This window comes from Synechococcus sp. A10-1-5-9 (genome assembly GCF_047716785.1).
Classification (GTDB): Bacteria; Cyanobacteriota; Cyanobacteriia; order PCC-6307; family Cyanobiaceae; genus Synechococcus_C.
This window is the reverse complement of sequence record NZ_CP180406.1, coordinates 2,116,767-2,143,679: the sequence shown is the minus strand read 5'-3', so window position 1 is coordinate 2,143,679 and position 26,913 is coordinate 2,116,767. Positions and strand designations below refer to the sequence as shown.

Sequence of the window (26,913 nt, the reverse complement as noted above, 5' to 3'; positions counted from 1 at the left end):
CGTACTCACAAATATTCACTGCCTATTCATGACTCCACGTCCTCAGCGCTGACATCGATGGTCGCCGAACTCGCGGGTGTGGCATCAGCATCAAAGGAACTGCTTGCCGATGGTTGAGAGCCCATATCCAAAGCAGAACCACAGGCTGCGCAAACCGACGCCGAGCCGAGATTGGTCGTACCGCAATTGCCGCAGACCTTGAACTGGCTTTTCATCCGTTTCCAACCCAACCAACCGAGACCTCCCAAAACCAGAGAGAGCGTCAGCAGCAGAAGAGCAGCTCCGCCAAAAATCCCTACCAAAGCGCGTCCAGCCGTCGTGGGCAGCAACAAAAGCAAAGCAAGCAGCCAGACAAGAGGAGGAACACGACCCATCCACAGCCTCACATGAACGAACACAATCCATAATTACTTGATTCGCTGATCAATGGACACGAGAAGCAAGCGGATCTCCACACTGCTTTTGCCTCATCAAAGCGAGCTCAACACTCCAGCACTGACCAAAATAGATCACAACACCAACCATATACACCCACAATGTGAGCACTAGGACGCCACCAATAACACCATAGGCTTGAAAGCGAGCACCCAGAGAAAGAATGCTTCGACTCACCGCTAAATTCAAAGTTGTAAGCAAAAAACCAATCAGCAAAGATCCTGGAATTAAAGGGATAAATGGCACGCGACGACTTGGGAGAAGAGCCTGCAAAAGCAGAGCCATCGATGAAAACCCAACAAAAGAGAACAACACACGTCCAACCTGGAGCAAAGGAAGCGCATCAAGGAAATCCCCGAGCCAGGGCAGAGATTGCTGAAAATCCTGCACTACACCAGCAGGAATCATCCGCAAATTGACACTAATTTGATCAGCAACAATCAGAAGACCGATCAGGATCACAATAAAGAAGGCCTCAATTCGTACCCGTACAAACTGAAAAGCTTGCGCGCCAAAGGGCATGGACTCTGGCAGAGGGCGAAGCACATCCCTCCAAAGACGATCAGCGCCACGCTGCAGAGTGAGGTAAACGTTACCCGCAGTGATAAGCAGGACTGCTGCACCGAGAAGCCCGGCACCAAAGCCCTGCTGAACAAGCTGATTCAACGTTTGCCTCACGATTGAAACAGCAGGCGGTGGCAGAGCACCACTGGCGTAAAAGATGATCTGCTGATCGAGATTATCCTGCCTACCCAACAAGAATGAAGCGAGGGACAAAGAAATCAGCAGAATTGGGAAAATCGATTGCAGTGTGTAATAGGCAAAAGCAGCACTGAGATCAATACAATCACTTCCTGCCCAGCGTTGATAAGCCAACCAAAGCGAACGCACGATTCGGCGCAGAAGCAGCCGTTTGGCCATCAGATCACATTTACACCCTTACTCCAAACTAGCGTGCAAAGAAAATAAGGCACAAAAAAAGCCACCCCTCCAAGGGGTGGCTTTCTTCGTTTGGAATGTTTTACCTGGCATTGAGCTATTTTCTCAGGGGGCTACCCCCCAAATATCGTCGCCGCTGCTGCGTTTCACAACCGAGTTCGAGATGGATCGGAGTGGGACCACAGCGCCATGAACACCAGGATAGATACATTCCCAAGGGTTGAACCCTGAGAACTGCATAGGTCATTACCCAAAGCTCTCACTTCAGATAATGGGTCTGGTCTAAATAAAACTTGCCTCAGACAAGAGCCAAATTAATGGTCAAGCCCTCGGTCTATTAGTACTCCTCCGCTGCATCCATTACTGGACTTCGACGTAGAGCCTATCAACGGGTGTTCTTCCCGTGACCTTACTGGGTTACCCCATGGGAATACTCATCTTGAGGTGGGCTTCCCACTTAGATGCTTTCAGCGGTTATCCACTCCGCACATGGCTACCCAGCGTTTACCGTTGGCACGATAACTGGTACACCAGAGGTGCGTTCCTCCCGGTCCTCTCGTACTAGGGAGAAATCCTCTCAATATTCCTACGCATACACCGGATATGGACCGAACTGTCTCACGACGTTCTGAACCCAGCTCGCGTACCGCTTTAATGGGCGAACAGCCCAACCCTTGGGACCGACTTCAGCCCCAGGTTGCGATGAGCCGACATCGAGGTGCCAAACCTCCCCGTCGATGTGAACTCTTGGGGGAGATCAGCCTGTTATCCCTAGAGTAACTTTTATCCGTTGAGCGACGGCCCTTCCACTCAGAACCGTCGGATCACTAAAGCCGACTTTCGTCCCTGTTCGACTTGTAGGTCTCACAGTCAAGCTTCCTTCTGCTTTTGCACTCGTCGGCTGATTTCCAACCAGCCTGAGGAAACCTTTGCGCGCCTCCGTTACCTTTTAGGAGGCGACCGCCCCAGTCAAACTGCCCACCTGATACTGTCCGCTCCCCGGATAACGGGTGAACGTTAGAACCCTAGCTCTGAAAGAGTGGTATCTCACCATTGACTCAGCAGCACCCGCAAGCACTGCTTCAACGTCTCCCACCTATCCTGCGCATTCAGAGCCCGGGCACAATACCAAGCTACAGTAAAGCTTCATAGGGTCTTTCTGTCCGGGTGTATGTAGTCCGCATCTTCACAGACAATTCTATTTCGCCGAGCCTCTCTCCGAGACAGCGCCCTGATCGTTACGCCTTTCGTGCGGGTCGGAACTTACCCGACAAGGAATTTCGCTACCTTAGGACCGTTATAGTTACGGCCGCCGTTCACCGGGGCTTCAGTCGCCAGCTTCGCTTACGCTGACCGGCTTCCTTAACCTTCCGGCACTGGGCAGGCGTCAGCCCCCATACATCGTCTTGCGACTTAGCGGAGACCTGTGTTTTTGGTAAACAGTCGCCAGGGCCTCTTCACTGCGACCACCTTGCGGTGGCACCCCTTCTCCCGAAGTTACGGGGCCATTTTGCCGAGTTCCTTAGAGAGAGTTACCTCGCGCACCTCGGTATTCTCTACCACCCCACCTGTGTCGGTTTCGGGTACTGGCAGTTATGCCTTAACGGGTATAGAGCTTTTCTTGGAAGCTTGACATCACCAACTTCGCTGCCGTAGCAGCTCGTACTCACGCCTCAGCTCGGAACGTTTTCGCCGCTCCTCAACGCCTCGAACGCTTGAACCAGTAACCAACATCTGGCTTGGCTAGCCTTCTCCGTCCCTCTTCCCAAAACATAACCGGTACAGGAATGTTGACCTGTTATCCATCGACTACGCCTTTCGGCCTCGCCTTAGGTCCAGACTAACCCTCCGCGGACGAGCCTGCCGGAGGAACCCTTAGGGTTTCGGTGCATGGGATTCTCACCCATGTTTTCGCTACTCAAGCCGACATTCTCACTTCTATGAAGTCCACGCCCGCTCACGCTAACGCTTCGCCCCACATAGAACGCTCCCCTACCATAAATCCGCAGCTTCGGTACAACACTTAGCCCCGTTCATTTTCGGCGCAGGATCGCTCGACCAGTGAGCTATTACGCACTCCTTTGAGGATGGCTGCTTCTAGGCAAACCTCCTGGTTGTCTGGGCAATCCCACCTCCTTTATCACTTAGTGTTGATTTGGGGACCTTAGCTGGCGGTCTGGGCTGTTTCCCTCTCGACCATGGAGCTTATCCCCCACAGTCTGACTGCCTCGCTACACACAGGGTATTCAGAGTTCATCTCGATTTGGTACCGCTCTCGCAGCCCGCACCGAAATGGTGGCTTTACCCCCCTGCTGGAGCACGAGACGCTACGCCTCAACGTATTTCGGGGAGAACCAGCTAGCTCCGGGTTCGATTGGCATTTCACCCCTAACCACAGCTCATCCGCTGATTTTTCAACATCAGTCGGTTCGGACCTCCACTTGGTATCACCCAAGCTTCATCCTGGCCATGGTTAGATCACCCGGGTTCGGGTCTATAAACACTGACAAACGCCCTATTCAGACTCGCTTTCGCTATGGCTCCACCATTTCCGGTTTAACCCGCCAGTGCCTATAAGTCGCCGGCTCATTCTTCAACAGGCACACGGTCACCCTATGAGTAGGGCTCCCATTGCTTGTAGGCTCACGGTTTCATGTTCTATTTCACTCCCCTCCCGGGGTTCTTTTCACCTTTCCCTCGCGGTACTGTTTCGCTATCGGTCACACAGGAGTACTTAGCCTTACGAGGTGGTCCTCGCTGATTCACACGGAATTTCACGTGCTCCGTGCTACTCGGGATACAGCTAGGTCAGTTCAGTTTTCGTGTACGGGGCTTTCACCTTCTGTGGCGTGTCTTTCAAACACTTCCACTAACATTCCTGATCCACATTGCTGTCCCACAACCCCGACAGTCGAAACTGTCGGTTTAGGCTCTTCCCCGTTCGCTCGCCGCTACTTAGGGAGTCGTTTTTACTTTCCTTTCCTCCAGCTACTAAGATGTTTCAGTTCGCTGGGTTGGCTCGCGCCAGCCTATAGATTCAGCTGGCCGTTCTAGGGGTTGCCCCATTCGGAAATTCCCGGATCAAAGCGTGTTTCCAGCTCCCCGAGACTTATCGCAGGTAACCACGTCCTTCATCGCCTCTGTGTGCCAAGGTATCCGCCGTGAGCCCTTTGTAGCTTGACCATATAATCTCCAACACGCTTGCTGTCGTTGAAACAGATTCTTCCTGATTCATTGCTGAATCAAAAATCAAACTCTTGATTGCTCGACACAATCAAAAGAACGTGATGGAGTCTCGGCTCTTGCTCAAGAATCGACATCATCCTTAAAAAGAATGATGCATCCATGAGAGATGCTTTATTCTTTCCAGACTTACCTATGCAGTTGTCAAGGTTCTGCTAGAACTTCAAACCAAATCATCAATTGCTTGATCATTTGAATTGAGCCCAGCATCTTATCAACCAAAATCAATTAGCAAAATCTTTTTTGCTTTCATTTGGAATGACAGGAAGCTGGGGTCCATCCAGCGGACACGTCTAAAATCACACTCCAATCGAATTCATACTCCAATTCCTTTTGGAGATGGGGATACAGTTTGGTCAGTGGAGGTTAGGAGACTCGAACTCCTGACATCCTGCTTGCAAAGCAGGCGCTCTACCAACTGAGCTAAACCCCCAACACCGAATGGGCCATCCTGGACTTGAACCAGGGACCTCACCCTTATCAGGGGTGCGCTCTAACCACCTGAGCTAATGGCCCAGGAGTCTCATCCCTTCAGGGGTGTGACCTAGACAAAGTTTAGGAACTAAAAATTTCCACTATCCTCACTTGCATTGCTGCAAATTTGATAGCTTCAAAGTTGAGGTACCGATCGACCTAAGGTGACAGGATTTTGGCCTAAGAATAAAATACTCAGACATCAAAATCGTTGTTTGTCTCCCTGTTAGGAGGTGATCCAGCCGCACCTTCCGGTACGGCTACCTTGTTACGACTTCACCCCAGTCATCAGCCCCACCTTCGACGTCCTCCTCCACAAGGGTTGGAGTAACGGCTTCGGGCGTGGCCAACTTCCATGGTGTGACGGGCGGTGTGTACAAGGCCCGGGAACGTATTCACCGCAGTATGCTGACCTGCGATTACTAGCGATTCCTCCTTCACGTAGGCGAGTTGCAGCCTACGATCTGAACTGAGCCACGGTTTATGAGATTTGCTTGTCCTCGCGAACTTGCTGCTCTTTGTCCGTAGCATTGTAGTACGTGTGTAGCCCAGGATGTAAGGGGCATGATGACTTGACGTCATCCACACCTTCCTCCGGTTTATCACCGGCGGTCTCTCTAGAGTGCCCAACTAAATGCTGGCAACTAAAGACGTGGGTTGCGCTCGTTGCGGGACTTAACCCAACATCTCACGACACGAGCTGACGACAGCCATGCACCACCTGTCACTGCGCTCCCGAAGGCACCCTCTCGTTTCCAAGAGGTTCGCAGGATGTCAAACCCTGGTAAGGTTCTTCGCGTTGCATCGAATTAAACCACATACTCCACCGCTTGTGCGGGCCCCCGTCAATTCCTTTGAGTTTCACACTTGCGTGCGTACTCCCCAGGCGGAACACTTAACGCGTTGGCTACGACACCGAGGGGGTCGATTCCCCCGACACCTAGTGTTCATCGTTTACGGCCAGGACTACAGGGGTATCTAATCCCTTTCGCTCCCCTGGCTTTCGTCCATGAGCGTCAGTTATGGCCCAGCAGAGCGCCTTCGCCACTGGTGTTCTTCCCGATATCTACGCATTTCACCGCTACACCGGGAATTCCCTCTGCCCCTACCACACTCGAGCCCAACAGTTTCCACTGCCATGATGGAGTTAAGCTCCACGTTTTAACAGCAGACTTGAAGGGCCGCCTGCGGACGCTTTACGCCCAATAATTCCGGATAACGCTTGCCACTCCCGTATTACCGCGGCTGCTGGCACGGAATTAGCCGTGGCTTATTCCTCAAGTACCGTCAGATCTTCTTCCTTGAGAAAAGAGGTTTACAGCCCAGAGGCCTTCATCCCTCACGCGGCGTTGCTCCGTCAGGCTTTCGCCCATTGCGGAAAATTCCCCACTGCTGCCTCCCGTAGGAGTCTGGGCCGTGTCTCAGTCCCAGTGTGGCTGATCATCCTCTCAGACCAGCTACTGATCGATGCCTTGGTGAGCTCTTACCTCACCAACTAGCTAATCAGACGCGGGCTCATCCTCAGGCGAAATTCATTTCACCTCTCGGCATATGGGGTATTAGCGGCCGTTTCCAGCCGTTATCCCCCTCCTGAGGGCAGATTCCCACGCGTTACTCACCCGTCCGCCACTCACCCGAAGGTTCGTTCGACTTGCATGTGTTAAGCACGCCGCCAGCGTTCATCCTGAGCCAGGATCAAACTCTCCGTTGTAGATCATTTCCTCTTGAATGCTCGCGCATCCTCAAAATGATTTGCTTCACCCATTCATCAGCACTGGCGTACTGATCACAGTTGATGCCTCCTTCCTCTGACAGAAGGGTTCAAAAGAGTGCACTTAGAATCTCTCCTTCGTGACTTTCCAGGATCTCAGATCCGGTTGTTGCTCCACATTGCGCACACCGACAACTCAAAAGCTCGTGAAAACTTCCAAGTTGTAAGCACAATGCTTCTTCGCAACGAATTGTTGTTGACGGGACCTCACACCTTCATCGCTCTTTCATTCATCACTCACTCCTCAACTTCTCAGTTGAGTCATCAGCAACAAACGCGATGAAAGCGTCAGTTCCTAAACTTTTCAGTTGTCCAGGTTCTGCCGTCGCGCTCCCTTGCAGAAGCGGTTGGCGGTGCGGTCTCGCGACCGCTTGTGAAACTTACAACACCGTGGGATCGCTCCCCTTTGGCCTTGTAAGCACTCCCAAACACTACAAGCTCACGCTCTTCATGCTTGAAAGCTGCGCTTCAGGCCTCAGCCCCCCGCGCAGTCCATAACCATAACACCCCCCACCCCCTTTCAGGCAACTACAAACCGCATTAAGACAGAAGCAAGGACTGCCCCCAAGGTTTGAGCCGCGTCAGCTGATCCTCGGAACTGGCTGCGAGCACTGGGAAACCCACATCAGAGAGGTCACGACCGGGGACAAGAGAGGTTGGATCTTCACGCAACCAAAGAACAGGGCAACCAAGCTCCGACAGCACTAACCAAGCCGCGGAAAGATCCCAGATCTTGGGGGTGGCCTCCAATGCAGCCACGGTCTGCCCCATCGCCACACTCACAAGATTGAGGCTGGCAACCCCAAGAAGACGAATCTTTCCTGGGAACGGCTCCTGATGGCGGCGCTGTAACACCCGAATTGCTCGGCTACACAGGGATACGCAGGCACTTCCTGCCGCCAGACGGGTTTCAGTCGTCAGCCGCTTGCCATTACGCCAGGCACCACGACCACGAATCGCCACGATGCGCTGTTTCAAGGAAGGAATCTCTAAGAACGCCTCCATCGGTTGACCATCCACAAATCGCGCCACTGAGATCGCCCAATAAGGAATACCTGCAGCGAAGTTGGTTGTCCCATCCAATGGATCAACAACCCAGAACGCTGACGTACTCGGGCAACGTTTGTCGCCTTCCTCACTAAGAGTGCGTTCCCCTGGTGAAATCTCTCCAAGACCTTGAACCAAAGTCGCATCACTCCAGCGATCACAAGCGGTGATCAAACTCCCATCTGGCTTGACATCGGACACGATGTGACCAAAGTCTTGACGTTGTCTGTCAGCAACATGGTCAAGCAGTTGATGGACAGCCAGCAGCTGAGTCGGCGATAGAGGAGCTGGGGTCACAGGCCCAGACTCAGGCGCCGAGCTGAGAAGCCTCACAGGCTGGAATGTTGGGGACTGGTTCGATCGGAACAGCTTCCATTTCATCAACCTCAGGCTTCGTACCTGGCAGCTTGAGCTCAGGACAAGCCGCAACTTGGTCAAGCCCTGTACGCCGCCTTAATCCAGCAAGATTGGAGTTGTAATCGAGAATTGCGTCGGCATAACGCACCTCAGCACTGGTGAGATCACGCTGGTTATCGACGACCTCACGCTGTGTGGTCACACCCGCTTGAAAACGCAGCCGTGCTAGCCGCAAGGACTCGGTGGCAGACAGAACTTCTCTTGTTGTCGTGCGAATGTTCTGCTGCGCATCCCTGAGTTCATAGAAACTCTGCTCAACTTCAAGCCGGATTCTGTCGCGCTCCGAAGCAAAATTGAATTGACTTTCCTCTGCCGCCTGCTTGTTACGACGGTATTCGGCACGCGCCCGTCCACCATCAAAAATATTCCAACGGGCCGATAGACCAACAGAATTATCAAAACTCCACCCATTAACGTCATCATTAACAGGGGGAAACGCGTTGGCTTCACCTTGAAAACGCTGCGTATTGAAATTATTAAAAATACTCAGAACTGGTTGAACCGCAGCCAAAGCAGCGTTGGCATTGCTGTTATTAATAGAAATATCGAGCAGGAACTGGTCCAATTCCTCGCGGAACGTGTAGGCCGCAATGATGCTTTCCTGAAGTGAAGGCTCCCACAAACCGACAACACGAGCGGGAGTTGCAGAGGTAGGGGTGATGTCTTGGGGCAAGTCCATCAGACTCGACAAAGATCGACGAGCGAAGACCTGAGCACCAAGTGCATTGGTGAGAAGCTGCTGATCGCGAGCAAGCTGTGTCTCAGCTTCTAAGACTTCGAGCTTGGTGGCCACGCCTGCTTGGTAACGGGCTCTGGCGTCGCGGAGACTAACCAGCGAAGCCCTTACCGACTGCTGTCCAATTCGTACTTGTTCGTCTTGACGCTGAAGTTGGAAGAAAGCGTTGGCTGCCTCAAGACGAAGATCACGCAGTGCAATCAAATACGTGTCTTGAGTACGTTCATAATTATCTCGCGCGGCTGAAATCTGCGGAACCCTTGCAGGGTCGATAAGGTTCCAATTCAACTGTGCGGCAAAATTCGCAGACCAACGCGATGAAACAGTGCGTCTTGACCCCCCGGAGGACCGATCAGACAAAGAATCGAGATTATTTGGATTATCGAAGTCAGAACTTTGATTAGGATTGAAGTTGGAATCGGTATTAAATGTCTGCCGCTCTCCTGAGAGATATTGAGGCAATCCGTTAGCGTTGAGATTGAGAGTGGGATACCAGGACGACAGTGCTGCACGAAGAGATGATTTAGCCTGTTGTACCTGGCTAGCGACTGCTTTCAAGCTGGGATTGTTGACTTCAACCAAACGCTCAACTTCGGCGAGCGTGAGAGGGCGAAGCTCACGAATCCTGACCTGAGCAGGCTTATCAGGCAATGCGAGTGGCGGTGGCGCCTGGAGAGTTTTTTGCCCCTCAGGAAGCGTCGTTGCGGCTGGAGGAAGGACTGAAGGATCCGATTTCGGCCTTGTGCCTTTGATTTCTGTCGCAGTTGGAAGGGTCGACTGGTCAATGAGCTCCGAACCATCTGCAGTTGATGCAGAACCAGCAGACAATGCTTCCTGAGCCCTCGATGAAACCCCAATGACAAAGGGCAAAACTCCCGCAATGAGTAAGAGACGTGCAGCAGTCCGAGGCACAACGATTCCGGGGCTGGACGGAGTTTAGGAGGTTTTGACTTGCTGTCCCAGGACAGCAGACACGATGTCAGCTGCTCCATGCACAATCCGGATCGGCGCTGGCAGTTGCTGCTGCAGCTGATCAAGCGTCATGTCGTCAAGAAACACAGGCTCTCCTTGGCGAAGCATCACCGAAGGCAGGAGCAGCTGATCCCCCAAAACTTGATCCCTGAGTCCATGCAGAAGGTCTTCGCCTGTGAGCAAGCCGGTCACCACCTGATCCTGGCCCCAGTAGGGACTCGGCAGCCCATGGAGCGACAACGTCACCCCATCAACCTGATTGAGGCGTGCTTGCACTGGCGCCAGAGCCTGATCCACCAAACGGCCCACCACCCAACTGCTGCGAAGCGGAGAATCGATCCTTTCAGGGAGCGTCTGAGTTGCCTGATCTAGTGATTCAAGAAACGCTCGGATGGTGCCAACACCGTTTTCCTCTTGGGGGAGATCTTCGTAGTTGCTTCTAGGCGGCAGAGGCTGACCAGCCATCAAATACCACTCATCAGACAGCCAGGCGAACCGACTGCCGATTTGTCTCTGAAATTTGTCCTGAAGCGGCTCCACAGCCTGAATCACCCTGAGAGCGTCCGACGGGGTGACAGCGCGAAGTCCATCCTGCGCAGGCCTGAATCGCGTCAACCCAACAGGAACCACTGCAACTGATAAAACAGCCGGCCATTCACCAGCACCAAACCGCACAAGGTCAGTGAGTGTCTGCATCAGAGCATCGCCGTCGTTGATCCCCGGGCAGACCACAACCTGTGCATGAATCTGCAATCCGCGCTGCGCGAACCACTGGAGCTGATGGAGCAGCTCACCCGCCCGTGGGTTGTCAAGCAACCGAGAACGGAGGCCTGGGTCTGTGGCATGCACCGACACAAAGAGGGGGGTGAGGCGTTGCTCTTCAATCCGGTTCCAGTCGCCCTCACCGAGATTGGTCAGCGTTAAGTAAGAGCCATAAAGAAAACTGAGCCTGTAGTCATCGTCTTTCAGATAGAGGCTGTCGCGATGTCCTGGCGGCTGCTGATCGATGAAACAGAACGGGCAGCGATTGGTGCATTGGCGTAAGCCATCGAATAGCGCCTCTGTAAAAGCAAGCCCGAGACCATCATCCGCATCCTTTTCGAATTCCACACGATGGAGCTCCCCCTCGCTGTCTCGTACCTCGAGGATGAGATCTTCCTCAACGGTCAGATAGCGGTAATCAATGAGGTCACGCGGTCGAACACCATTGATGCTCAGCAACTGATCGCCGGGTTCGAAGCCGAGATCTTCACCGATCGAGCCAGGCTCCACCGATGCAACGATCGCGGGCTGGGGCTGACGTCCAACGCTCGACGGATCGAGAGCGGCAACCGCAACACCTGCGGAGGGTTCATTCCACACGGAATGGATTCGACTGATTTCAGTTTGAGCCAGGACCGGCCCACCAGACCAGTAGCAGAACTCCGAACAGCAGCCGGTAGATCACAAACACCCAGGTGCTGTGTCGCTGCAGGAATTTGAGTAACCAGTCAATCGCTAGCCAGGACACCACCGCGGCAGAAATGATGCCCACCATCAGGGGCAGTACCCCACCAGCACTGGGTTCACTGAAAGCATCTTTAAGTTCGACTAGTCCAGCAATGGAGATGGCAGGAATGCCCAGCAGAAAAGAAAACCGAGCTGCATCGGGCCGTTTCCAACTGTCAAACAGCGAAGCGGTGAGGGTGCTACCGGAACGGGAAACACCGGGAATCAGTGCCAGGACCTGAGCCAAGCCCACAACGAGTCCATCCCGTCCCTGCACCTGATCGAGCTGCTTGGAGCGCGGTCCCAAACGTTCTGCCAAAGCAAGAAGCAGAGCCATCAGGATGGACACACCAGCAATTGCAGGCACGCTGCGCAGTGGCGAGGTTTCATAACCGGGCCAATAAAGTTTGATCGCGAGCCCAGCGAAGAGAATCGGAATGGTTCCAATCGCCATGGCGATACCCAGCCGTGCCTCCGGCTCCCGCCACTGCCCCCTGAGCAGAGCACCACTCATCCCTCTCAAAACACCGGCCAGATCCGCTCTGAAGTAAGCGATCACCGCCACGATGCTGCCCAGTTGAATCACAGCGGTTACAGAGACTCCTGGATCACCCCATCCGGCAAGCACCGGCACGATCTTGAGATGAGCTGTGCTGCTGATGGGCAAAAACTCAGTAAGCCCCTGCACAACGCCGAGAACGAAATCTCTCCAAATGGCTTCAAGAAGACCGGGCTCCGACACCGCAGATTCCAATGGTTGGGTGGTCGGACGCTATGCCCATCAGGCCAAGGACGCCAGTGCTGCTCAACATTGAGCACTCAGCCCGCAGCCACGTTCAAATCTTCTAAGGTTTCGATTCTTTCGTGACAGTTTGGAGGTGCGGCCTTGTCCAGTGGGCTGATGCAAAATCCGGCACTGGGCACGCAGAGGCTTCCTGCCTCAGTCGTTCTGACATCGCTTCCCTTTTGGGCCTCTGTTCTCGTGGTGATGCCTGTGTTTGTGCAGGCACCATGGGTCCGTCACCAACCGTTCAGCTCTTGTTTGTTCGGGGTTGTCCTTGCCTGGGCGGGAATCCTGATCAACCTCAAGGCCGATCACAACCGACAGAGAGATCTTGGAGCCCTCCTCTTGGGATTCAGTGGCAGCTGGATGGCAGGAAGTTTGTTTTGGGGGTGGTTGCCTGCTCACCCTGTTCTGCATTTACCGGTCGAGGCATTCGCCCTGCCTCTGGCAGTGGGAGGACTGAACACTCGGTGGCGCTGCGCCTGCGCCTTTTATCTGGCGTCCCTGATCGGAACCGCCTTCACCGATCTCTCGATGGCCATCTCCGGGGTGATGAATCTGTGGCCAGAGGTGGTCACAGCCACAGCCGACCAGGCACCAGCTCTGCTTCGCAGCGCAGCCTCTCAGGTCTTAACACCAAAGTCTCTCCTGGTCGTGATTCTTGCCGCGTCATTGATCACGAAGTTGGTGTCCGAATGCCGTTCCAGAGTTGATCGGATTGGAGACCACTCTTCGGCATGGGCAGTTGCAACATCAGTGTTGTTCACCACTTTGGTCATTGATGGAGTTTTCTTTGGGATTTCCTTGCTGGCACCAGGCCTGAGCGGTCTCATCTGAAACGAACTGCAAAAACCCTGTGGTTTTATGCCGGTGCCTGGGAAGAGCACTTGTAAGGTTTGCTGGTCGGTTCTGCCGGCATCATCCCTTTCCGATTCTCAGACGGAGAATTTCATGAAGCGTCTGCTGTCCTGGCTGACAGGTCTCGTCGTCATGGCTGGCTTGCTGATGAGCCTGAGCATGCCCTCCAGCGTCCAGGCCGCTGACATCCGCAATGTGGCTGACGACAAGATTGCCGAGCGCGGCGACAAGGTTGATCTGAACAATTCATCCGTCCGGCGCTTCCAGCAATTTCCTGGGATGTACCCAACCCTGGCCGGAAAAATCGTGCTGGGCGGTCCTTACGACAATGTGGATGACGTGTTGTCTCTTGATCTCACCGAGCGCCAGAAGGAACTCTTCGAAAAGTACCGCGACAATTTCACTGTGACAGCACCGTCTATTGCGCTCAACGAGGGCTTCGACAGGATTAACGACGGGCAGTACCGCTGAGAATGCGTCATGGTTAAACCGCCGGGTCGAGCGGTGGTTTACGAAAAGCTCCGATGAGCAAAGCGCGTTTAACACCCCAGGATCCGATCCACAACGGCCCCTGGGATGTCGTGGTTGTTGGAGCAGGCGCAGCTGGCCTGATGACCTGCCTGGAGCTCCCTGCTGAGCTGAACGTTCTCCTTCTCAACCGGAATGCCGGTCGACGATCTTCAAGTCGCTGGGCGCAGGGGGGAATCGCCTCCGTCACCGGTCCTGATGACTCCGCCTTCTGCCATGGGGAAGACACCCTGAAGGCAGGTGCAGGACTCTGCGATGGCCATGCCGTTCGACTCCTCGTGGACCAGGCACCCCGCTGCGTTGACCGGTTGCTCTCCCTCGGCATGGCGTTTGACCGCAATCCCGATGGGTCTCTGGCGACCACACTTGAAGCAGCCCACAGCCAGCATCGGGTCCTGCACGTGCAAGACCGCACCGGAAGGGCTTTGGTGGATGTCCTACGAGAGCGCGTCGAGGCCAGACCAGGCTTGGTCCATCGACGCGGCGTCCGGGTCACCCAACTCTGGGTTGAAGATCAACGCTGCTGCGGGGTTCAGGTTCTTGATGGCCCTTGGCTGCATTGGGTTGCAGCCCGAGCGGTTGTCCTGGCGACAGGAGGCGGAGGCCATCTCTACACCAACACCACGAATCCACCCCAAGCCTGTGGTGAAGGCGTCGTTCTCTCATGGCAAGCCGGTGCGGCAGTCGACGATCTCGAATTTGTTCAGTTCCATCCCACGGCGTTGAAACGCGATGATGCGCCCTGTTTTCTGATCTCCGAAGCCGTCCGTGGCGAAGGCGCCGTCTTGGTGGATCCCTTCGGGCGCAGTCCTGTGGAAGCGCTTCCCCAGCGCGATCTTGCTCCACGCGATCAGGTGAGCCGAGCCCTGCTGCGATGCATGCGCGACCAAGGATTGAGCAGTCTTGGGCTGGATCTCTCACCAATTCCAGCAGACAAGGCCAAACGGCGTTTTCCGACGATTCTCGAGCGCTGCCGGGAATACGGACTCGACCCTTTGCAGAATCCGATCCCAGTGGCACCAGCCGCGCATTATTGGATGGGAGGGGTCGCCACGGATCTGCAAGCGGCCACAACGATTCCCGGCCTTTTTGCCGTTGGGGAGGTGGCCAGCACAGGGGTGCATGGTGCCAATAGGTTGGCCAGCAACTCATTGATGGAATGCCTTGTATTCGCTGGGAGGCTCAGGGACATCACCCTTAATGACCGCAGCGCACGAACAATTTCAAGCAAAGGTCTGGAGCCTTTCGGGATGGAGATCCCAATGCCAGGGCCAGGGCCTGCTGCTGAATCCCTGAGCCAATCGATCAACTCGCTCCGATCAGCTTGCTGGGATGTAGCTGGAGTCGATCGACATGTGATCGGGATGCGACAGACCTTGCGGGAGCTTCTCAAGGCCAACGCGGCGCTGCAATCCAGCCCTCTTCTTGAGGCGATGCGTCGTCAGGACAAAGACCGATGCTTCCTGCTGGAAGAGAGCTGTCGCAGCAACATCAATCTTCTCCTGGACCTTCATCACCGCCAGCAGGCAAGCCGACTGCTGCTTGAGGCTTGCCTGTTTCGCACCGAAAGCCGGGGAGGCCACTTCCGCGGTGATGCCCCGACACCACTTCCGCAGTGGCGATGCCACAGCCGCCAGGTCAAAGGCAAGACCATCCACACCCGACCGGTCATCGATTGAAGGAACCAGGCCACATCACCCTTTAAAAATCACTCCCCCCCTTGAAACCGGAAAGACGCGCCAGCACATCCAAGGGCTTGACGCCTGAATCCAGTTTTCCGTTGATTTCCCAGGTGGGGAAACCCTCGATTTTCTTGCTCTCACACAGAGAACGCTGGCTGTTCTGGCCATCCGCAGCGCACTCAATCACCGTGAGTTTTTTCGCTGCTTCCTTGCCGAACGCCTGTTTCTGATCGTGGCAGTGGGGGCACCAGTAAGCGCTGTACATCACGGCACCATTGGCAGTGAGATGTTCCGCCAGAGCCACCTTGGCCGGTGTGCTTTCAGTCGTCACCAAAGGAGGCGCGCCAGGGCCCGTGACTGCGACATCCGGACGCTCCGGATCGAGAACGGAGGCCCAAATCAAACTTCCCAGCAACACGGCAAGCGCCAGGAGGAAGCCACGGAAGAACAGCTTGGACGGGTCGTCCCAGCCCCCGCCAGCCACAGCGAGAATCAACAGAAGAATGGCCAGGGTGGCGGACAGAGCGCAGAAGAAACAGAACGCCTGGATCTTGAACACCATCAGGCCTACCAGCACAAGACTGAAGACCGCCATTCCGAGGGATACAGCGAATAGTCCCCACCAAGTGCGCCGTGCCAGATCGCCGCGATTTTCAGACAGTCCTGGCAAGAGAGGAACCAGGGCCATGATCAACACAGCCAAGTAGGCCAGAAACCCCACAAACGAGAGCGGGACGCTGAAACCGTCTCCCTGAAAGAGCGTTCCCCAAGGACTGTTGAGGACTTTGTCGCAACCGTCCGCGGACATCGGGCAGTTGAGATTGCCCAGCAGACCCCAACGCTTAAGAGTGATCGAACCGGTATCGATCACGCCTACGGTGGCCAGCACGGCCATGGCGATCCGCACCCATTTGGAGCCCTGGTCTTGGCGACGGCGGCTGGTCAGTCTGCTGGCGGCCATGCGAACTGCAGAGAATGGGTGAATTCTGGCAGGAGTGGGAACGGGATTTATGGTGACTGATTGATTCGCCATGCCCATGTCCCCGGACCGACGTCCTGGCCGAGACGGGGCCAGCACCAAGCCAACGGTGGCGTTTGCCCATCTGGGCTGCGAGAAGAACCGAGTCGATACCGAACACATGCTCGGTCTTCTAAGTGAAGCGGGCTATGGGGTGAGCAGCGATGAATCCGACGCGAGCGTGGTGGTTGTGAACACCTGCAGCTTCATTCAGGACGCAAGGGAAGAATCCGTGCGGACGCTGGTCGGGTTGGCTGAGCAGGGAAAGGAGCTGATCATCGCCGGATGCCTGGCCCAGCACTTCCAGGAAGAGCTTCTGGAATCCCTCCCCGAAGCGAAGGCGATTGTGGGAACTGGCGACTACCAGCACATCGTGGAAGTGCTGGAGAGGGTGGAGGCCGGAGAACGGGTGAACCGGGTCAGCAAAACGCCCACCTTCGTGGCCGACGAGCGACTTCCGCGCCATCGCACCACCGGAGAGGCCGTGGCCTACCTGAAAGTTGCCGAAGGCTGTGACTACCGCTGCGCCTTCTGCATCATTCCCCACCTCCGAGGCAATCAGCGCTCGAGACCAATTGAATCAATCGTGGCAGAAGCGCATCAGCTGGCAGCGGAAGGCGTGAAAGAACTGATCCTGATCAGCCAGATCACCACCAATTACGGCCTAGACCTGTATGGGCGCCCACGCTTGGCAGATCTGCTTCAGGCCCTCGGGGAGGTGGAGATTCCCTGGATCCGTGTTCACTACGCCTACCCCACAGGCCTAACCAACGAGGTCATCAGTGCGTACAGGGATGTGCCCAATGTGCTGCCCTATCTCGACTTGCCACTGCAACACAGCCATCCAGAGGTGCTGCGCGCCATGAATCGCCCCTGGCAAGCCGATGTGAATGAGCGGCTGCTCGATCAGATCAGAAGCCAATTACCCGACGCGGTGCTGCGCACCACCTTGATCGTCGGCTTTCCAGGGGAAACTCAGCAGCAGTTCGAGCATTTGGCGAGTTTTCTGGAGCGGCAACGGTTCGATCACGTCGGGGTGTTCACCTTTTCGCCGGAACAGGGAACGGCCGCGGCCGAATTACCCGACCCCGTCGATGCCGACATCGCCATGGCTAGGAAAGATCGTCTGATGACGCTTCAGCAACCCATCTCTGCAGCGGCCAACGCGCGCTGGGTCGGCCGCACGGTGGATGCCCTGATCGAACAGCACAACCCTGCGAACGGCGCGATGATCGGTCGCTGTGGCCGATTCGCACCAGAGGTGGATGGGGAGGTTCACGTCGAGCCCAGGGCCGACGGATTACAGGCTGCACCAGGGACCATGATCCCTGTCCAGATCACAGGATCGGATATCTACGACCTCCGCGCAGAGATCGTGGGTGCGGCATCGATGGTGGCCTCGGCACGGGCCGACCTGTGAGCTGGAGTGGTTTGCATGAACGCCAACGCATCATTTTCCTGATCGCCTCTGGCGTCAGTACCGCCGGATCCTTCGCCGGATTGACAGCGAAGGGATGGATTCTCATGGATGAAACCGCCGCCCCGATGGTGCTGGCGCTTCATTTTGCAGCGCTGTCGCTGCCAACCCTGCTGGTGAGCGGACCGGCAGGGGTCCGCACCGATCGCATCGGCTGTGAAAAGGTTTTGATCCAGGCGCAATGGGCCCTGCTGGGATCAGGCCTCGTGGGAGCTGTCGCCATTCCTTGGCTAGATGGGTTGCCTCAGGTGTTGATGTTGCTGGCCAGCACCCTTCTGGTGGGGATCGCTGGGGCCTATGAACTCACAGCTCGCAACAAGTACTGCGCTCTTCTGGTTGACGACAACGCCCAGCTCGCTCCTTATCTGACGAGTTTCTCCGTGGTCTTCAACGTTGGCAAATTAGTGGGGCCGCCCATTGGTGGCTGGCTTGTCACACTCACAGGTCCCGCTACAGCGCTGACCCTCGATGCAGCCACTTACCTCCTGCCGATCGCCAGCGTCATCTGGCTACTTCATCCCCGGCTCGAGCGAGAGCAGCGCAGTACATCAACCGAGGAATCGTCGCTTGCAGTGGCTTGGAGAGACTGCGGCTCCACCCTGCGTCGTGTGGTTCTGTTCACAGGAATGATGTGCATCGTTGGCTTTTTCCACCCTGGGCTTGCCCCATTGATTGCCGCTCAGGAGTTGGGAACAGACCCAATGGATCTGGGGCTTTTCACCAGTGTTCTGGCCTTAGGGAGCATTGCTGGAGGAATCGTTCTTCAACGCAACAGTCACAGTTTCTGCAGGCGTCCATCTCTAACGCTCGCCGGGTTTGGCCTGGTCACAGCTGTGGCTCAGCTTGGTATGGCGCGAGGAGGAAGTATCTCGTTCATCCTGCTGATGACTTTTTTAATCGGCGCTGGAACAGCAGGCCTTTTGAGTAGCAGCAACCTCATCACCCAGGTGGGATCCAATCAGATTTTGCGAGGCCGTATGGCCGGACTCAGTCAGATTGCCTTTCTTGGCGGCGGTGGAATCAGCGGCCTGATCGCAGCTCAGTTGAGCATCAGCGTTGGCCTGCCCGCCACATTTGCCATCACCGGTGGGATCGGAGTTGTGTTGGCTTTGGTCGAAATTCGCCGCCGTGGGGGCACTGTTCTGACCGAGATCAAATCAGTTTGATTCCACGTAACACCAAGCTGATGGCGGCTGCGGTGACGAGACCAGCGCCCACCAGGCCGAGATAAATAACAACTCCCATTGCAGTCACAGAATGCAGGACCATTAGATCAGAAATCGGGTCTCTAGACGACAGATCCCGCCTAAGCTTGCGTGCATCGAAATCAAAAGGAATCGGACGGGTCTGCAAGCAGGGTCGACCGTCAGCACCAGAGCTCAACAAACGCGACTTCGGATTATGCGCACCCTGTTCATCTATCCCCTGTTCCCGAAGACGTTCTGGAGCTACGAAAAAATCCTTGAACTCGTGAACCGCAAGGTTCTGCTCCCACCCCTCGGACTTGTCACTGTGGCAGCTCTCCTCCCCCAGGAATGGGAGATGAAGCTGGTTGACCGCAATGTTCGCGAGGTCACAGAAGCCGAGTGGAACTGGGCTGAATTGGTCGTGATCTCAGGAATGATCGTCCAGAAGGACGACATGCAGGTTCAGATCGAAGAAGCGAAGCGTCGCTGTCTTCCTGTAGCCGTTGGGGGGCCCTACGCCAGCTCAACACCTGACGCTCCCGAAATCGCGGATGCTGATTTCAAGGTGCTGGATGAAGGAGAAATTACCCTCCCGATGTTTGTCGAAGCCATCCAAAGGGGAGACAGCGGCGGGCGGTTCAGCTCAGAAGGTGAAAAACCGGATGTGACGTCGACCCCCATCCCCCGCTTCGATCTGCTCGAACTCGACGCTTATGACTCCATGAGCGTTCAGTTTTCCCGGGGCTGCCCCTTCAATTGCGAGTTCTGCGACATCATCGTTCTTTACGGCCGCAAACCCCGCACCAAAACGCCTGACCAGCTGGTGGCCGAGCTTCAAAGCCTGTACGACCTCGGCTGGAGACGATCCATCTTCCTTGTGGACGACAACTTCATCGGCAATAAGCGCAATGCCAAGTTGCTGCTTCCCGAAATCAAACGCTGGCAAGAAGAGCGTGGTTATCCCTTCAGCTTCGCCACTGAGGCTTCAGTGGATCTTGCCGATGACGACGAGATGATGCGAATGATGCATGAAGCCCGTTTCGAAAGTGTGTTCCTCGGCATTGAAACGCCCGATGAGGCCAGCCTCGAAACCTCCCGCAAGATCCAAAACACACGCAATCCTCTTGACGCGGCCGTGGATCGCATCACCGCCAATGGCATCCGCGTGATGGCTGGGTTCATCATCGGTTTCGATGGTGAAAAAGATGGTGCAGGTCGTCGCATCGTGGACTTCGTGACGCGAACGGGCATTCCCGCGGCGATGATGGGGATGTTGCAGGCCCTCCCCAATACCGCTCTTTGGTATCGCCTCGAGAAGGAAGGCCGCCTGATCCAAGACAAAGACGCCGCAAAGGGCGTGAATCAGACCAACCTCCTGAATTTCAAACCCACAAGACCGATTCGGGACATCGCCAACGAGTACGTGGAGGCTTTCTGCGCTCTGTACGAACCCAATGCCTACATGGATCGGGTGTATTCCTACTACTTGAAGATGGGCGCTCCTCGCTGGAAGGGATCCACCCAGCTGCCGAGCTTGACTGATCTCCGAGCTCTTTCAATCGTGATTTGGCGCCAAGGTCTGAAGCGAAACACCCGTGGACGCTTCTGGCGTTACATGCTTGGTATGGCGATGCAGAATCCGGCTCTTTTGGAGCAATTCCTCGTGGTTCTGGCTCACAACGAGCACTTTCTCGAGTACCGCTCGATCGTTCAAAGCGAGATCAGGGAACAACTTGAATCACTGCCACCTGAAGAACCCAGCGCGTCCAAGGAACTTCAACCCGTCTGAGAGCGAGGACTACGTTCAAAAAGGCTCAATCCTGAACGTACGTCGTTCCCTTCAACAAGCACTCTTCTGCTTTCTGGAGTTCCCGTCCGAGATAGAGGGCATGATCAAGACAGCTCACCGGATGGGGTCCATCACCTTCCGTGAGCGCGATTCCCAGCTCTTTGGCCGTTCGCCCTCGATAAGAAAAAGAGGGAGTGCGTTGGCTTCCGCCCCGGCAACTGAGCACCTCACCGGTTTCTGGGTCGGTTGCTCGGCCTTTGGAGTCAACATCATTGCGATAGTGCTCGGCCACCAACTGCCCTGCATCCTCATCAACCCGAATCAGAAAATATCCGCTGGGATCCAGTGCGATGAAACGCTGGGAAAGCTGATCATCGAGAGAGAGGGTGCCATCTATCATCAGATCACCTTACGAATCCGAAGGTCAGCTCACCAAATCAGGAGGTTGAGCACGGAACGGCAGATCCGCATTGATGGCCTCGATCTCCTCACGCATCAAGGCATTGGCACGCGGTAGCCACGAACGGATCAGAGCATCCATCTGCGGGTCATACCAGCGATGAAGACTGGTGCGGGCCATGGCCGAGAAACCTCTTCGCAGCTTGTGGCTTCCACCAGCACCTGGATCGAAACTCACCAACCCCTGCTGCAGTGCCCACTCGATCGGTGCGTAGTAACACACCTCGAAGTGCAGACAATCAATCTCCTCATCACTTCCCCAGTAGCGCCCCCAGAGATGCTGGGCGTCTCTGACGCAAAGCGACATGGCAACAGGGAGATCCACATCTCCACGATGGGCACTGAAGAGCACGACATGCTGAGCCAGTGAGGGCTCACACAGTTGATCAAAGAAGCTGGAATCCAAGTATTTGCTACCCCAGGCTCCCCAGCGAGCACAGTGTTGCTCGTAGAAATCATGCATTCTCGACACCAGAGCAGGGCTAAGAGCGTCACCGGTGATCGGTGTCACGGTGACTCCTGCATTCCGCACGGCCTTGCGTTCCCGTTTGATGTTGCGACGCTGATTGGCATTGAAACCAGCGAGGTAGTCGCTGAAGGTCTGCTGTCCGTCAGCGGACCACTGACTCTGCTGATTCAGCCAGCCGGCACAACCGGCTGATTGAGCGAGTGGCTGCCAGGCGGGATCGACATAGAGAAAATTGCAGCTGAGAATTCCGTGCCGTGCTGCGAAGTCATCGATCAAGCCGAGCATCAGCGTGGTGAGCTCCTGGGCGTCTTCACTGGCGGCCAGATGGAAGCGATAACCCTGCACGGGGCTGACCGGACTCATCCCGATCAATTTCGGATAATAACGAAGCCCAAGATCACCGGCCAGGCGCGCGAAAGACTGATCAAACACGAATTCGCCATAGCTGTGACCCTTGAGATACAGAGGGGCCACAGCCACGAGATCGTTGTCGTCGCGCCACAACGACAGGTGCAGGGGCTGCCAGCCTTGATCGGGGGAGACGCTGCCGGAACGCTCCAACGCCAGCAACCATCGCCAGCGGTAAAAAGGAGAAACCTGATCACCGACCAGATCGTCCCACCGCTCCTCCGGAATCTCGCTGATGCTTCGATGCCAGCGAGCCGAGAGCGACGCCATCTCAGGCCAATCCATGTGCCGTAGTCGAACCCTAACGAGGTGAGATCAAGGGGGCGAAGATCAAGAGTCAATGTCGTCGACCCTTGATCTGGAGAAGACCTTGGCAACCTTTGCTGATGGCCTTCTTGGCCGTAGGCATCAGCACGATGGCGATCGAGGCCAGGGCCGGGCTGCTGGAGCCCTTGCTGCAGTTGATGCGGCCCAGGGTGGAGCAGCAGCTTGCCGGGGAATGCCAGCGAATCGCCAAGCGTGCTATTGGCAGGATCGATATCAGCTCCCTGCCTCTGGGTGAGCTGATATCCGGCATTGACGAAACGGTTCTGCAACCTTGTCGTGACCTGGCGCTGCCAGCCAGCGAATGCTTGATCCGCGAAGCCTCTCGCAGTGGGAGAGAACTCGGCATCGTCAGTGAACTGATCAGCGGTCGGGTGGGAGACGACACCCAGGTGGTGGTCAAACGCTGCCTGGCTTCTCTTCTTGGCTTGCCGGCCACAGGTCTTCAGGACCTTCCTCTCAAAGACCTGATGCTCCGGTTACGCCGGTAACGCACCAGCAGCTCACCGCCGCCAAGAGGATGGCTGTGCTCCAGCAACCAGGCATCAGCCCCGGCCAGGTTTTCAGGGAGTGCTGGGGCCAAGGACGGCACCCAACAAAAAGGGCCACCGAGAAGTCGCGGGCAGAGCGTGAGCTGCAGCTCGTCTACGGCATCGTCCGCCAGCATCGATTCGCAAAGACCAGCCCCTCCCAAGAGCACAAATTTTGACCAGCCACGGACAGCCAGGCTGGCCAAGGACTCGGTCCACGACGCAGCGAGGGGATAGCCATCATTGAATCCCTTAGCACCGCCGCCCCCCGGGGTCAGCAGATAACGCGCAAAGGGTTGCTGAAAAAACGGCCAATGCAGAGGGAAATCCGCTTGGCGACTCACCACAAAAAGGTCGGGCTGTGGAGAACGACACGCCGCTTGGCGCTGCTCCAATAAATCGTGCGCATGAATCAGACAACTGGAACGATGCGCCCGCAGGGTTCCAGCTCCGATCAATGCCCCGTCAGACCAGGCCAAGGCTTCCTCTAAAGCCTTGCGATCACCGACCCCCCCAAGCTGGGAAGGGCCTCCCTGGGGATAGGCCAAACGTCCGTCCAGGCTGACGGCCAGCACCAGCCTGACTGTTGTCTGAAGAGTCATCCAGGGACGCGATCAGACCCCGGCCGTCGCTTCCAACGTGGCTGGTGTCATTTCGAGCTGAGGCATCTCGGCGTACACCTCAGCCGCGTTGTTGGGACTTTCCTGAAGGCGCACCTTGTGGAGCTGGGCACCAATGGCACCCACAGGACCCGAAAGACGGTCGGCGATGTGCAGAGCGATGTTTTCCGCAGTGGGCACGCACTCAGCAAAGAAGGGCACATCCTTGTTAAGGAAGGTGTGATCGAAGGGCTCCACCACCAAATCATCCACAAGTCGCTGGAGCGCGGAGAGATCGCAGACCATGCCGGTGCGTGGGTCGATGGCACCACGGACCGTCACATCCACCAGGTAGTTGTGACCATGACCATGGGGACGAGCACATTTGCCGTAAATGCGCTCGTTCTCTTCCTGGCTCAGCTCCGGTCTTGCAAGACGGTGGGCGGCAGCGAAGTGGGTGCGGATGGTGAGGAAGGCGTCCATGGGATGTCCGAGGTAGTCGGCCCAGAGGCCCGGTTGTTCGTAAAGGCGGAGTGCCGTGATCGGCAAATGCGGTGCAAGCCGTTGCCAGATGCGATGCACAAGCGCTTCGGTGGTCGGCAGGCAACCTTCCGGTCTTGACACATCAAAATCCGACCAGGCGTCATTCAGGAATCGGAAATTGAGCTGATCGGTGACCTCCTTGCGGATGGCGTGCTTCACCTCGGAGAGATTGAGCACCATGCCATCGGCATCGAGGTCACCCGCCATCGACACGATGAGCTCGTAGTTGTGTCCATGACCGGGAGCCAGCGCACAGGCACCGAAGCGGGCTGCGTTGTCATCAGCAGAGAGTTCCGGCAACCAGTAGCGATGACTGGCGCTGAAACAGGCTCGGCGGGTGATCACACAACCGCGGCCCTGGCCGTGCCGGGCAATCGACTTCGTTTCAGTCATGTGAAGGTCCGGCCGGGAGGCATCCTAATGAGCTAACGGCAATTCGGAGCCATGCTGGATCCCGTCCCTTCCCTCAGACAGCGGCTCGGCGGCCGCAACCTGTATCTCGTCGGGATGATGGGGAGCGGCAAAACCAGCACCGGGCGGCCCCTCGCCCAACGTTTGCAATACGGCTTTGTGGATGCCGATGCCGTGATTGAGCAAGCCGCAGGCTGCACCATTCCCGAGATTTTCAAGCGCGATGGTGAAAGCGGATTCCGAAGCCTCGAGACCCAGGTGCTCAGCGCGATTAGTCAGCGCCACTCCCTCGTTGTGGCCACAGGCGGCGGCGCAGTCACCCGCCCTGAAAACTGGGGAGCAATGCACCAGGGGGTCGTGATCTGGCTGGACGTGGAGCGACAACAGTTGTTGAAGCGACTGGAGAAGGACGACACCCCTCGACCCCTGCTGCAAGAACAGGACCCTGCCATGGCTTTGGACAGGCTCTTGATGACACGTCGGCCGATGTATTCAGAGGCCGATCTCACCGTAGTGATCGATGCTGAGCCACCGGATGCGGTGGCGGACGGAATTCTGAACTTGTTGCCAACGCTGATCCAAGACCCACCGAAACAGCGACCCGATTGACCATCAGTTCTGAGGCGGTTCCAGACGGACGGCGTACCACTGCACGCGGACACCCGGCGAGAGCTCCAGTTCACAGGCGGTGTCGAGGAGGCGTTCTGCGGCTTTGGTTGCACCGTCGCATCCACGAAGATCCTCCGGCCATGGACTGAGAGCCATCAGTCGTTCAGCCAGCCATGTCAAGGTGGCGGCGGCTGATAGAAGCTGTTCCGATTCACCCGGAACAAGCACTACATAGTGATCGAGTGATCGGATCAGGGGGTCTGACATGAAGCGGCGGCTGTTGAGTGTGATGTTCACCATGCTGCTGCAGCTGTTCATGGTGTCGGGTGCGGACGCAGCAGCACCAGCCCAGGCCTCCCTGCTGGAGCAACGCGCAATGGAATGGCCCGAGTGGTCCCTGCCTGCACCTCTTCCCCGGCCGCGTGCCCGACAAGATCTGATCTATCCCGACTGGTTCGCGGGCGACTGGCAGGTGCAAAGCGACACGCTCGACCGTGATGGTTCACGTCTTGAGAACGAATCCACGCTGCTGCACAAGGCTCGCTTCAAACGCAATCAGGCGGGACAGCTGGTCGGTGACCGCTCTTTCAATGCCACAGCCATCGGCAAAGCGCTGCTGGGGGACAAGCTGCTATCGGTCGAGCAGGATCCAGAGCGTGTGAACCGTCAACTGGCGAGGCTCAGCGGTGATGTTCTGCTGGAAACCAGCGTGATCGGCCGCCGTCAGGCCGTGGTGTCCACAGAAAGCGGCACCGAAGAATTCCTGAGTGATGAGCTCGTGCTGCAGATCGTGCATGGCCCGGGAGCACCCAGACTGAGCAGAATCGAGACGCTGACGCGCTACGAACAATGCGGATCAGATATCTGTGGGGATCAGCGCCAGGTGAGTTATGGGGCTCCTGGCTTGCAGACGGATCAAAGCCTCGCCGGACGAAGCAGCCGATTTCGGCTGGTGCTCACTCGGCTGCCGCAGGATCCCGCTGAATGAGCTGGGCCTCCAGCTGATCGCGCCAATGGAATAGGGACTGAAGGCGGGGATGATCGCTGAGACCAGGAACGCCGCGGCCAGCCAAAGAATCTCCTGAGGAGCCAGGGAAACGCAGCAAGGAGAGCTGAGCGGCCACAGCAAGATCCGCCAAGGTGAGTGTGTTGCCTACCAGGTGCTCGTTCTTGTCGAGGCCTTCGGCCAGAGCCATGAGACTAGAAAGCATGGACGCCCTCTGCTCTTGACCGAGCAAATCCCCCAAGTTGCTCAACCACCCACCTGGAACCCCAGACATGACCTGTCGCAAGGGTGCCGGCAGATCATCGGGCAGAAGAGCCGACCTGAGCTGGGTGTCGTCAGCTGCAGCCTGCAGAAGCGCTGCCCGGGCTGACGCAGCCAGGGTGGTGTCAGCCCAATCTTCAATCAGTTCTACCTGGGCTCTCTGGAGCGGATCGGAAGGAAGCAGGACGGGCTCGGGTTGCAGCGTTTCGAGATACCGGCAGATGGCGCTGGAATCAGCGAACACCTGATCACCGTCAACCAGAACCGGGACCTGTCGCTGACCCGAGATCCGAAAAACAGACAGTTGACCCAGCCCAGGAGTGACCTCTACCTCACGAAAACTCAGGTCTTTGGCGTGGAGCGTCATCCGCACCTTCATGCAGAAGGCGGAGTGGCGGAACTGGTGGAGCTCCAGCATGTCCAGACCGGGGCAGGGACCGGCAGAGTAG

Annotated in this window: 23 protein-coding genes, 2 tRNA genes and 3 rRNA genes; 9 read left to right on the top strand and 19 right to left on the bottom strand. The window is 56.3% G+C overall.

Annotated elements, in window-relative coordinates:
- Positions 1-26 precede the first annotated feature (26 nt).
- From ACLM45_RS11285 to ACLM45_RS11235, 11 genes are all read right to left on the bottom strand, one after another.
- Complete coding sequence (locus tag ACLM45_RS11285; RefSeq protein ID WP_038005408.1) at positions 27-374, bottom strand: hypothetical protein; 348 nt, start codon at positions 372-374, stop codon at positions 27-29.
- A gap of 49 nt (positions 375-423) precedes the next feature.
- Complete coding sequence (locus tag ACLM45_RS11280) at positions 424-1,356, bottom strand: YihY/virulence factor BrkB family protein (protein ID WP_006043082.1); 933 nt, start codon at positions 1,354-1,356, stop codon at positions 424-426.
- 102 nt (positions 1,357-1,458) lie between these two features.
- Positions 1,459-1,575, bottom strand: a 5S ribosomal RNA gene (gene rrf / locus ACLM45_RS11275).
- Between the two features lie 116 nt (positions 1,576-1,691).
- A 23S ribosomal RNA gene (locus ACLM45_RS11270) occupies positions 1,692-4,557 on the bottom strand.
- Between the two features lie 420 nt (positions 4,558-4,977).
- Positions 4,978-5,050, bottom strand: a tRNA-Ala gene (locus ACLM45_RS11265).
- Positions 5,051-5,059: 9 nt separating this feature from the next.
- Positions 5,060-5,133, bottom strand: a tRNA-Ile gene (locus ACLM45_RS11260).
- A gap of 184 nt (positions 5,134-5,317) precedes the next feature.
- Positions 5,318-6,802: ribosomal RNA gene (locus ACLM45_RS11255) — 16S ribosomal RNA — on the bottom strand.
- Together the 16S, 23S and 5S rRNA genes with 2 tRNA genes alongside form the textbook arrangement of a ribosomal RNA operon.
- 600 nt (positions 6,803-7,402) lie before the next feature.
- Positions 7,403-8,206 (bottom strand): inositol monophosphatase family protein, encoded by an 804-nt coding sequence (locus tag ACLM45_RS11250; RefSeq protein ID WP_415409348.1) that lies wholly within the window; start codon positions 8,204-8,206, stop codon positions 7,403-7,405.
- Between the two features lie 10 nt (positions 8,207-8,216).
- On the bottom strand, positions 8,217-9,974 hold the full coding sequence (locus ACLM45_RS11245; protein ID WP_415409347.1) for a TolC family protein: 1,758 nt from the start codon (positions 9,972-9,974) through the stop codon (positions 8,217-8,219).
- 24 nt (positions 9,975-9,998) lie between these two features.
- Positions 9,999-11,396, bottom strand: coding sequence for a TIGR03279 family radical SAM protein (locus ACLM45_RS11240; protein ID WP_415409346.1), 1,398 nt, complete (start codon positions 11,394-11,396; stop codon positions 9,999-10,001).
- Positions 11,397-11,415: 19 nt separating this feature from the next.
- Positions 11,416-12,276: an undecaprenyl-diphosphate phosphatase gene (locus ACLM45_RS11235; protein ID WP_006043077.1), complete on the bottom strand. Its 861-nt coding sequence runs from the start codon at positions 12,274-12,276 to the stop codon at positions 11,416-11,418.
- 147 nt (positions 12,277-12,423) lie between these two features.
- Between ACLM45_RS11235 and ACLM45_RS11230 the strand changes: the two genes are divergently transcribed.
- The 3 genes from ACLM45_RS11230 (at position 12,424) to nadB (ending at position 15,371) form a co-directional block, all read left to right on the top strand.
- A complete protein-coding gene (locus ACLM45_RS11230) occupies positions 12,424-13,143 on the top strand; it encodes a DUF3120 domain-containing protein (protein ID WP_415409345.1) in 720 nt (239 codons plus the stop codon).
- Between the two features lie 114 nt (positions 13,144-13,257).
- Positions 13,258-13,635, top strand: a complete 378-nt coding sequence (psbU, locus tag ACLM45_RS11225) for a photosystem II complex extrinsic protein PsbU (protein ID WP_415409343.1) — start codon at positions 13,258-13,260, stop codon at positions 13,633-13,635.
- A 53-nt stretch (positions 13,636-13,688) separates the two neighbouring features.
- Entirely contained in the window at positions 13,689-15,371 is a 1,683-nt protein-coding gene (nadB, locus tag ACLM45_RS11220) for an L-aspartate oxidase (RefSeq protein ID WP_415409342.1), read from the top strand.
- A 22-nt stretch (positions 15,372-15,393) separates the two neighbouring features.
- Here nadB and ACLM45_RS11215 read toward each other — a convergent pair whose 3' ends face one another.
- Positions 15,394-16,335 carry a vitamin K epoxide reductase family protein gene (locus tag ACLM45_RS11215; protein WP_006043073.1) on the bottom strand — a complete coding sequence of 314 codons (942 nt, stop codon included), beginning with the start codon at positions 16,333-16,335 and terminating at the stop codon, positions 15,394-15,396.
- Between the two features lie 70 nt (positions 16,336-16,405).
- Here ACLM45_RS11215 and rimO point away from each other — a divergent pair, with 70 nt between their 5' ends.
- Both rimO and ACLM45_RS11205 read left to right on the top strand, forming a co-directional pair.
- Positions 16,406-17,812 carry a 30S ribosomal protein S12 methylthiotransferase RimO gene (rimO, locus tag ACLM45_RS11210; protein ID WP_415409340.1) on the top strand — a complete coding sequence of 469 codons (1,407 nt, stop codon included), beginning with the start codon at positions 16,406-16,408 and terminating at the stop codon, positions 17,810-17,812.
- Entirely contained in the window at positions 17,809-19,035 is a 1,227-nt protein-coding gene (locus ACLM45_RS11205) for an MFS transporter (RefSeq protein WP_006043071.1), read from the top strand. Before rimO ends, ACLM45_RS11205 begins: the two co-directional genes overlap by 4 nt.
- On the opposite strand, the gene ACLM45_RS11200 is transcribed toward ACLM45_RS11205, so the two are convergent.
- On the bottom strand, positions 19,022-19,222 hold the full coding sequence (locus tag ACLM45_RS11200) for a hypothetical protein (protein WP_415409339.1): 201 nt from the start codon (positions 19,220-19,222) through the stop codon (positions 19,022-19,024). The genes ACLM45_RS11205 and ACLM45_RS11200 overlap by 14 nt on opposite strands.
- Before the next feature lie 48 nt (positions 19,223-19,270).
- Between ACLM45_RS11200 and ACLM45_RS11195 the strand changes: the two genes are divergently transcribed.
- Positions 19,271-20,845, top strand: coding sequence for a B12-binding domain-containing radical SAM protein (locus ACLM45_RS11195; RefSeq protein ID WP_006043069.1), 1,575 nt, complete (start codon positions 19,271-19,273; stop codon positions 20,843-20,845).
- 25 nt (positions 20,846-20,870) lie between these two features.
- Here the strand turns inward: ACLM45_RS11195 and ACLM45_RS11190 are convergent, their stop codons facing one another.
- Together ACLM45_RS11190 and ACLM45_RS11185 are read right to left on the bottom strand one after the other, a co-directional pair.
- A complete protein-coding gene (locus ACLM45_RS11190; RefSeq protein WP_415409338.1) occupies positions 20,871-21,245 on the bottom strand; it encodes a DUF4346 domain-containing protein in 375 nt (124 codons plus the stop codon).
- A gap of 24 nt (positions 21,246-21,269) precedes the next feature.
- Positions 21,270-22,451 carry a GNAT family N-acetyltransferase gene (locus ACLM45_RS11185; RefSeq protein WP_415409336.1) on the bottom strand — a complete coding sequence of 394 codons (1,182 nt, stop codon included), beginning with the start codon at positions 22,449-22,451 and terminating at the stop codon, positions 21,270-21,272.
- Positions 22,452-22,567: 116 nt separating this feature from the next.
- Here ACLM45_RS11185 and ACLM45_RS11180 point away from each other — a divergent pair, with 116 nt between their 5' ends.
- Positions 22,568-22,996 (top strand): hypothetical protein, encoded by a 429-nt coding sequence (locus tag ACLM45_RS11180; protein ID WP_415409335.1) that lies wholly within the window; start codon positions 22,568-22,570, stop codon positions 22,994-22,996.
- Here the strand turns inward: ACLM45_RS11180 and ACLM45_RS11175 are convergent.
- Positions 22,951-23,637: a RibD family protein gene (locus tag ACLM45_RS11175; RefSeq protein ID WP_415409334.1), complete on the bottom strand. Its 687-nt coding sequence runs from the start codon at positions 23,635-23,637 to the stop codon at positions 22,951-22,953. The genes ACLM45_RS11180 and ACLM45_RS11175 overlap by 46 nt on opposite strands.
- 12 nt (positions 23,638-23,649) lie before the next feature.
- Positions 23,650-24,570, bottom strand: a complete 921-nt coding sequence (locus ACLM45_RS11170) for a 6-carboxytetrahydropterin synthase (protein ID WP_006043064.1) — start codon at positions 24,568-24,570, stop codon at positions 23,650-23,652.
- Between the two features lie 51 nt (positions 24,571-24,621).
- Between ACLM45_RS11170 and ACLM45_RS11165 the strand changes: the two genes are divergently transcribed.
- Positions 24,622-25,197 (top strand): shikimate kinase, encoded by a 576-nt coding sequence (locus tag ACLM45_RS11165; protein WP_415409332.1) that lies wholly within the window; start codon positions 24,622-24,624, stop codon positions 25,195-25,197.
- A 3-nt stretch (positions 25,198-25,200) separates the two neighbouring features.
- Here the strand turns inward: ACLM45_RS11165 and ACLM45_RS11160 are convergent, their stop codons facing one another.
- Positions 25,201-25,464: a chlororespiratory reduction protein 7 gene (locus ACLM45_RS11160; protein WP_415411422.1), complete on the bottom strand. Its 264-nt coding sequence runs from the start codon at positions 25,462-25,464 to the stop codon at positions 25,201-25,203.
- A 31-nt stretch (positions 25,465-25,495) separates the two neighbouring features.
- Here ACLM45_RS11160 and ACLM45_RS11155 point away from each other — a divergent pair, with 31 nt between their 5' ends.
- Positions 25,496-26,185, top strand: coding sequence for a DUF6816 family protein (locus ACLM45_RS11155; protein ID WP_415409331.1), 690 nt, complete (start codon positions 25,496-25,498; stop codon positions 26,183-26,185).
- Here the strand turns inward: ACLM45_RS11155 and ACLM45_RS11150 are convergent.
- The gene (locus ACLM45_RS11150) at positions 26,154-26,882 is read right to left on the bottom strand and encodes a glutathione S-transferase family protein (RefSeq protein WP_415409329.1); all 729 of its coding nucleotides are present in this window, start codon (positions 26,880-26,882) and stop codon (positions 26,154-26,156) included. The two genes, ACLM45_RS11155 and ACLM45_RS11150, sit on opposite strands and share 32 nt — an antisense overlap.
- Positions 26,883-26,913 lie beyond the last annotated feature (31 nt).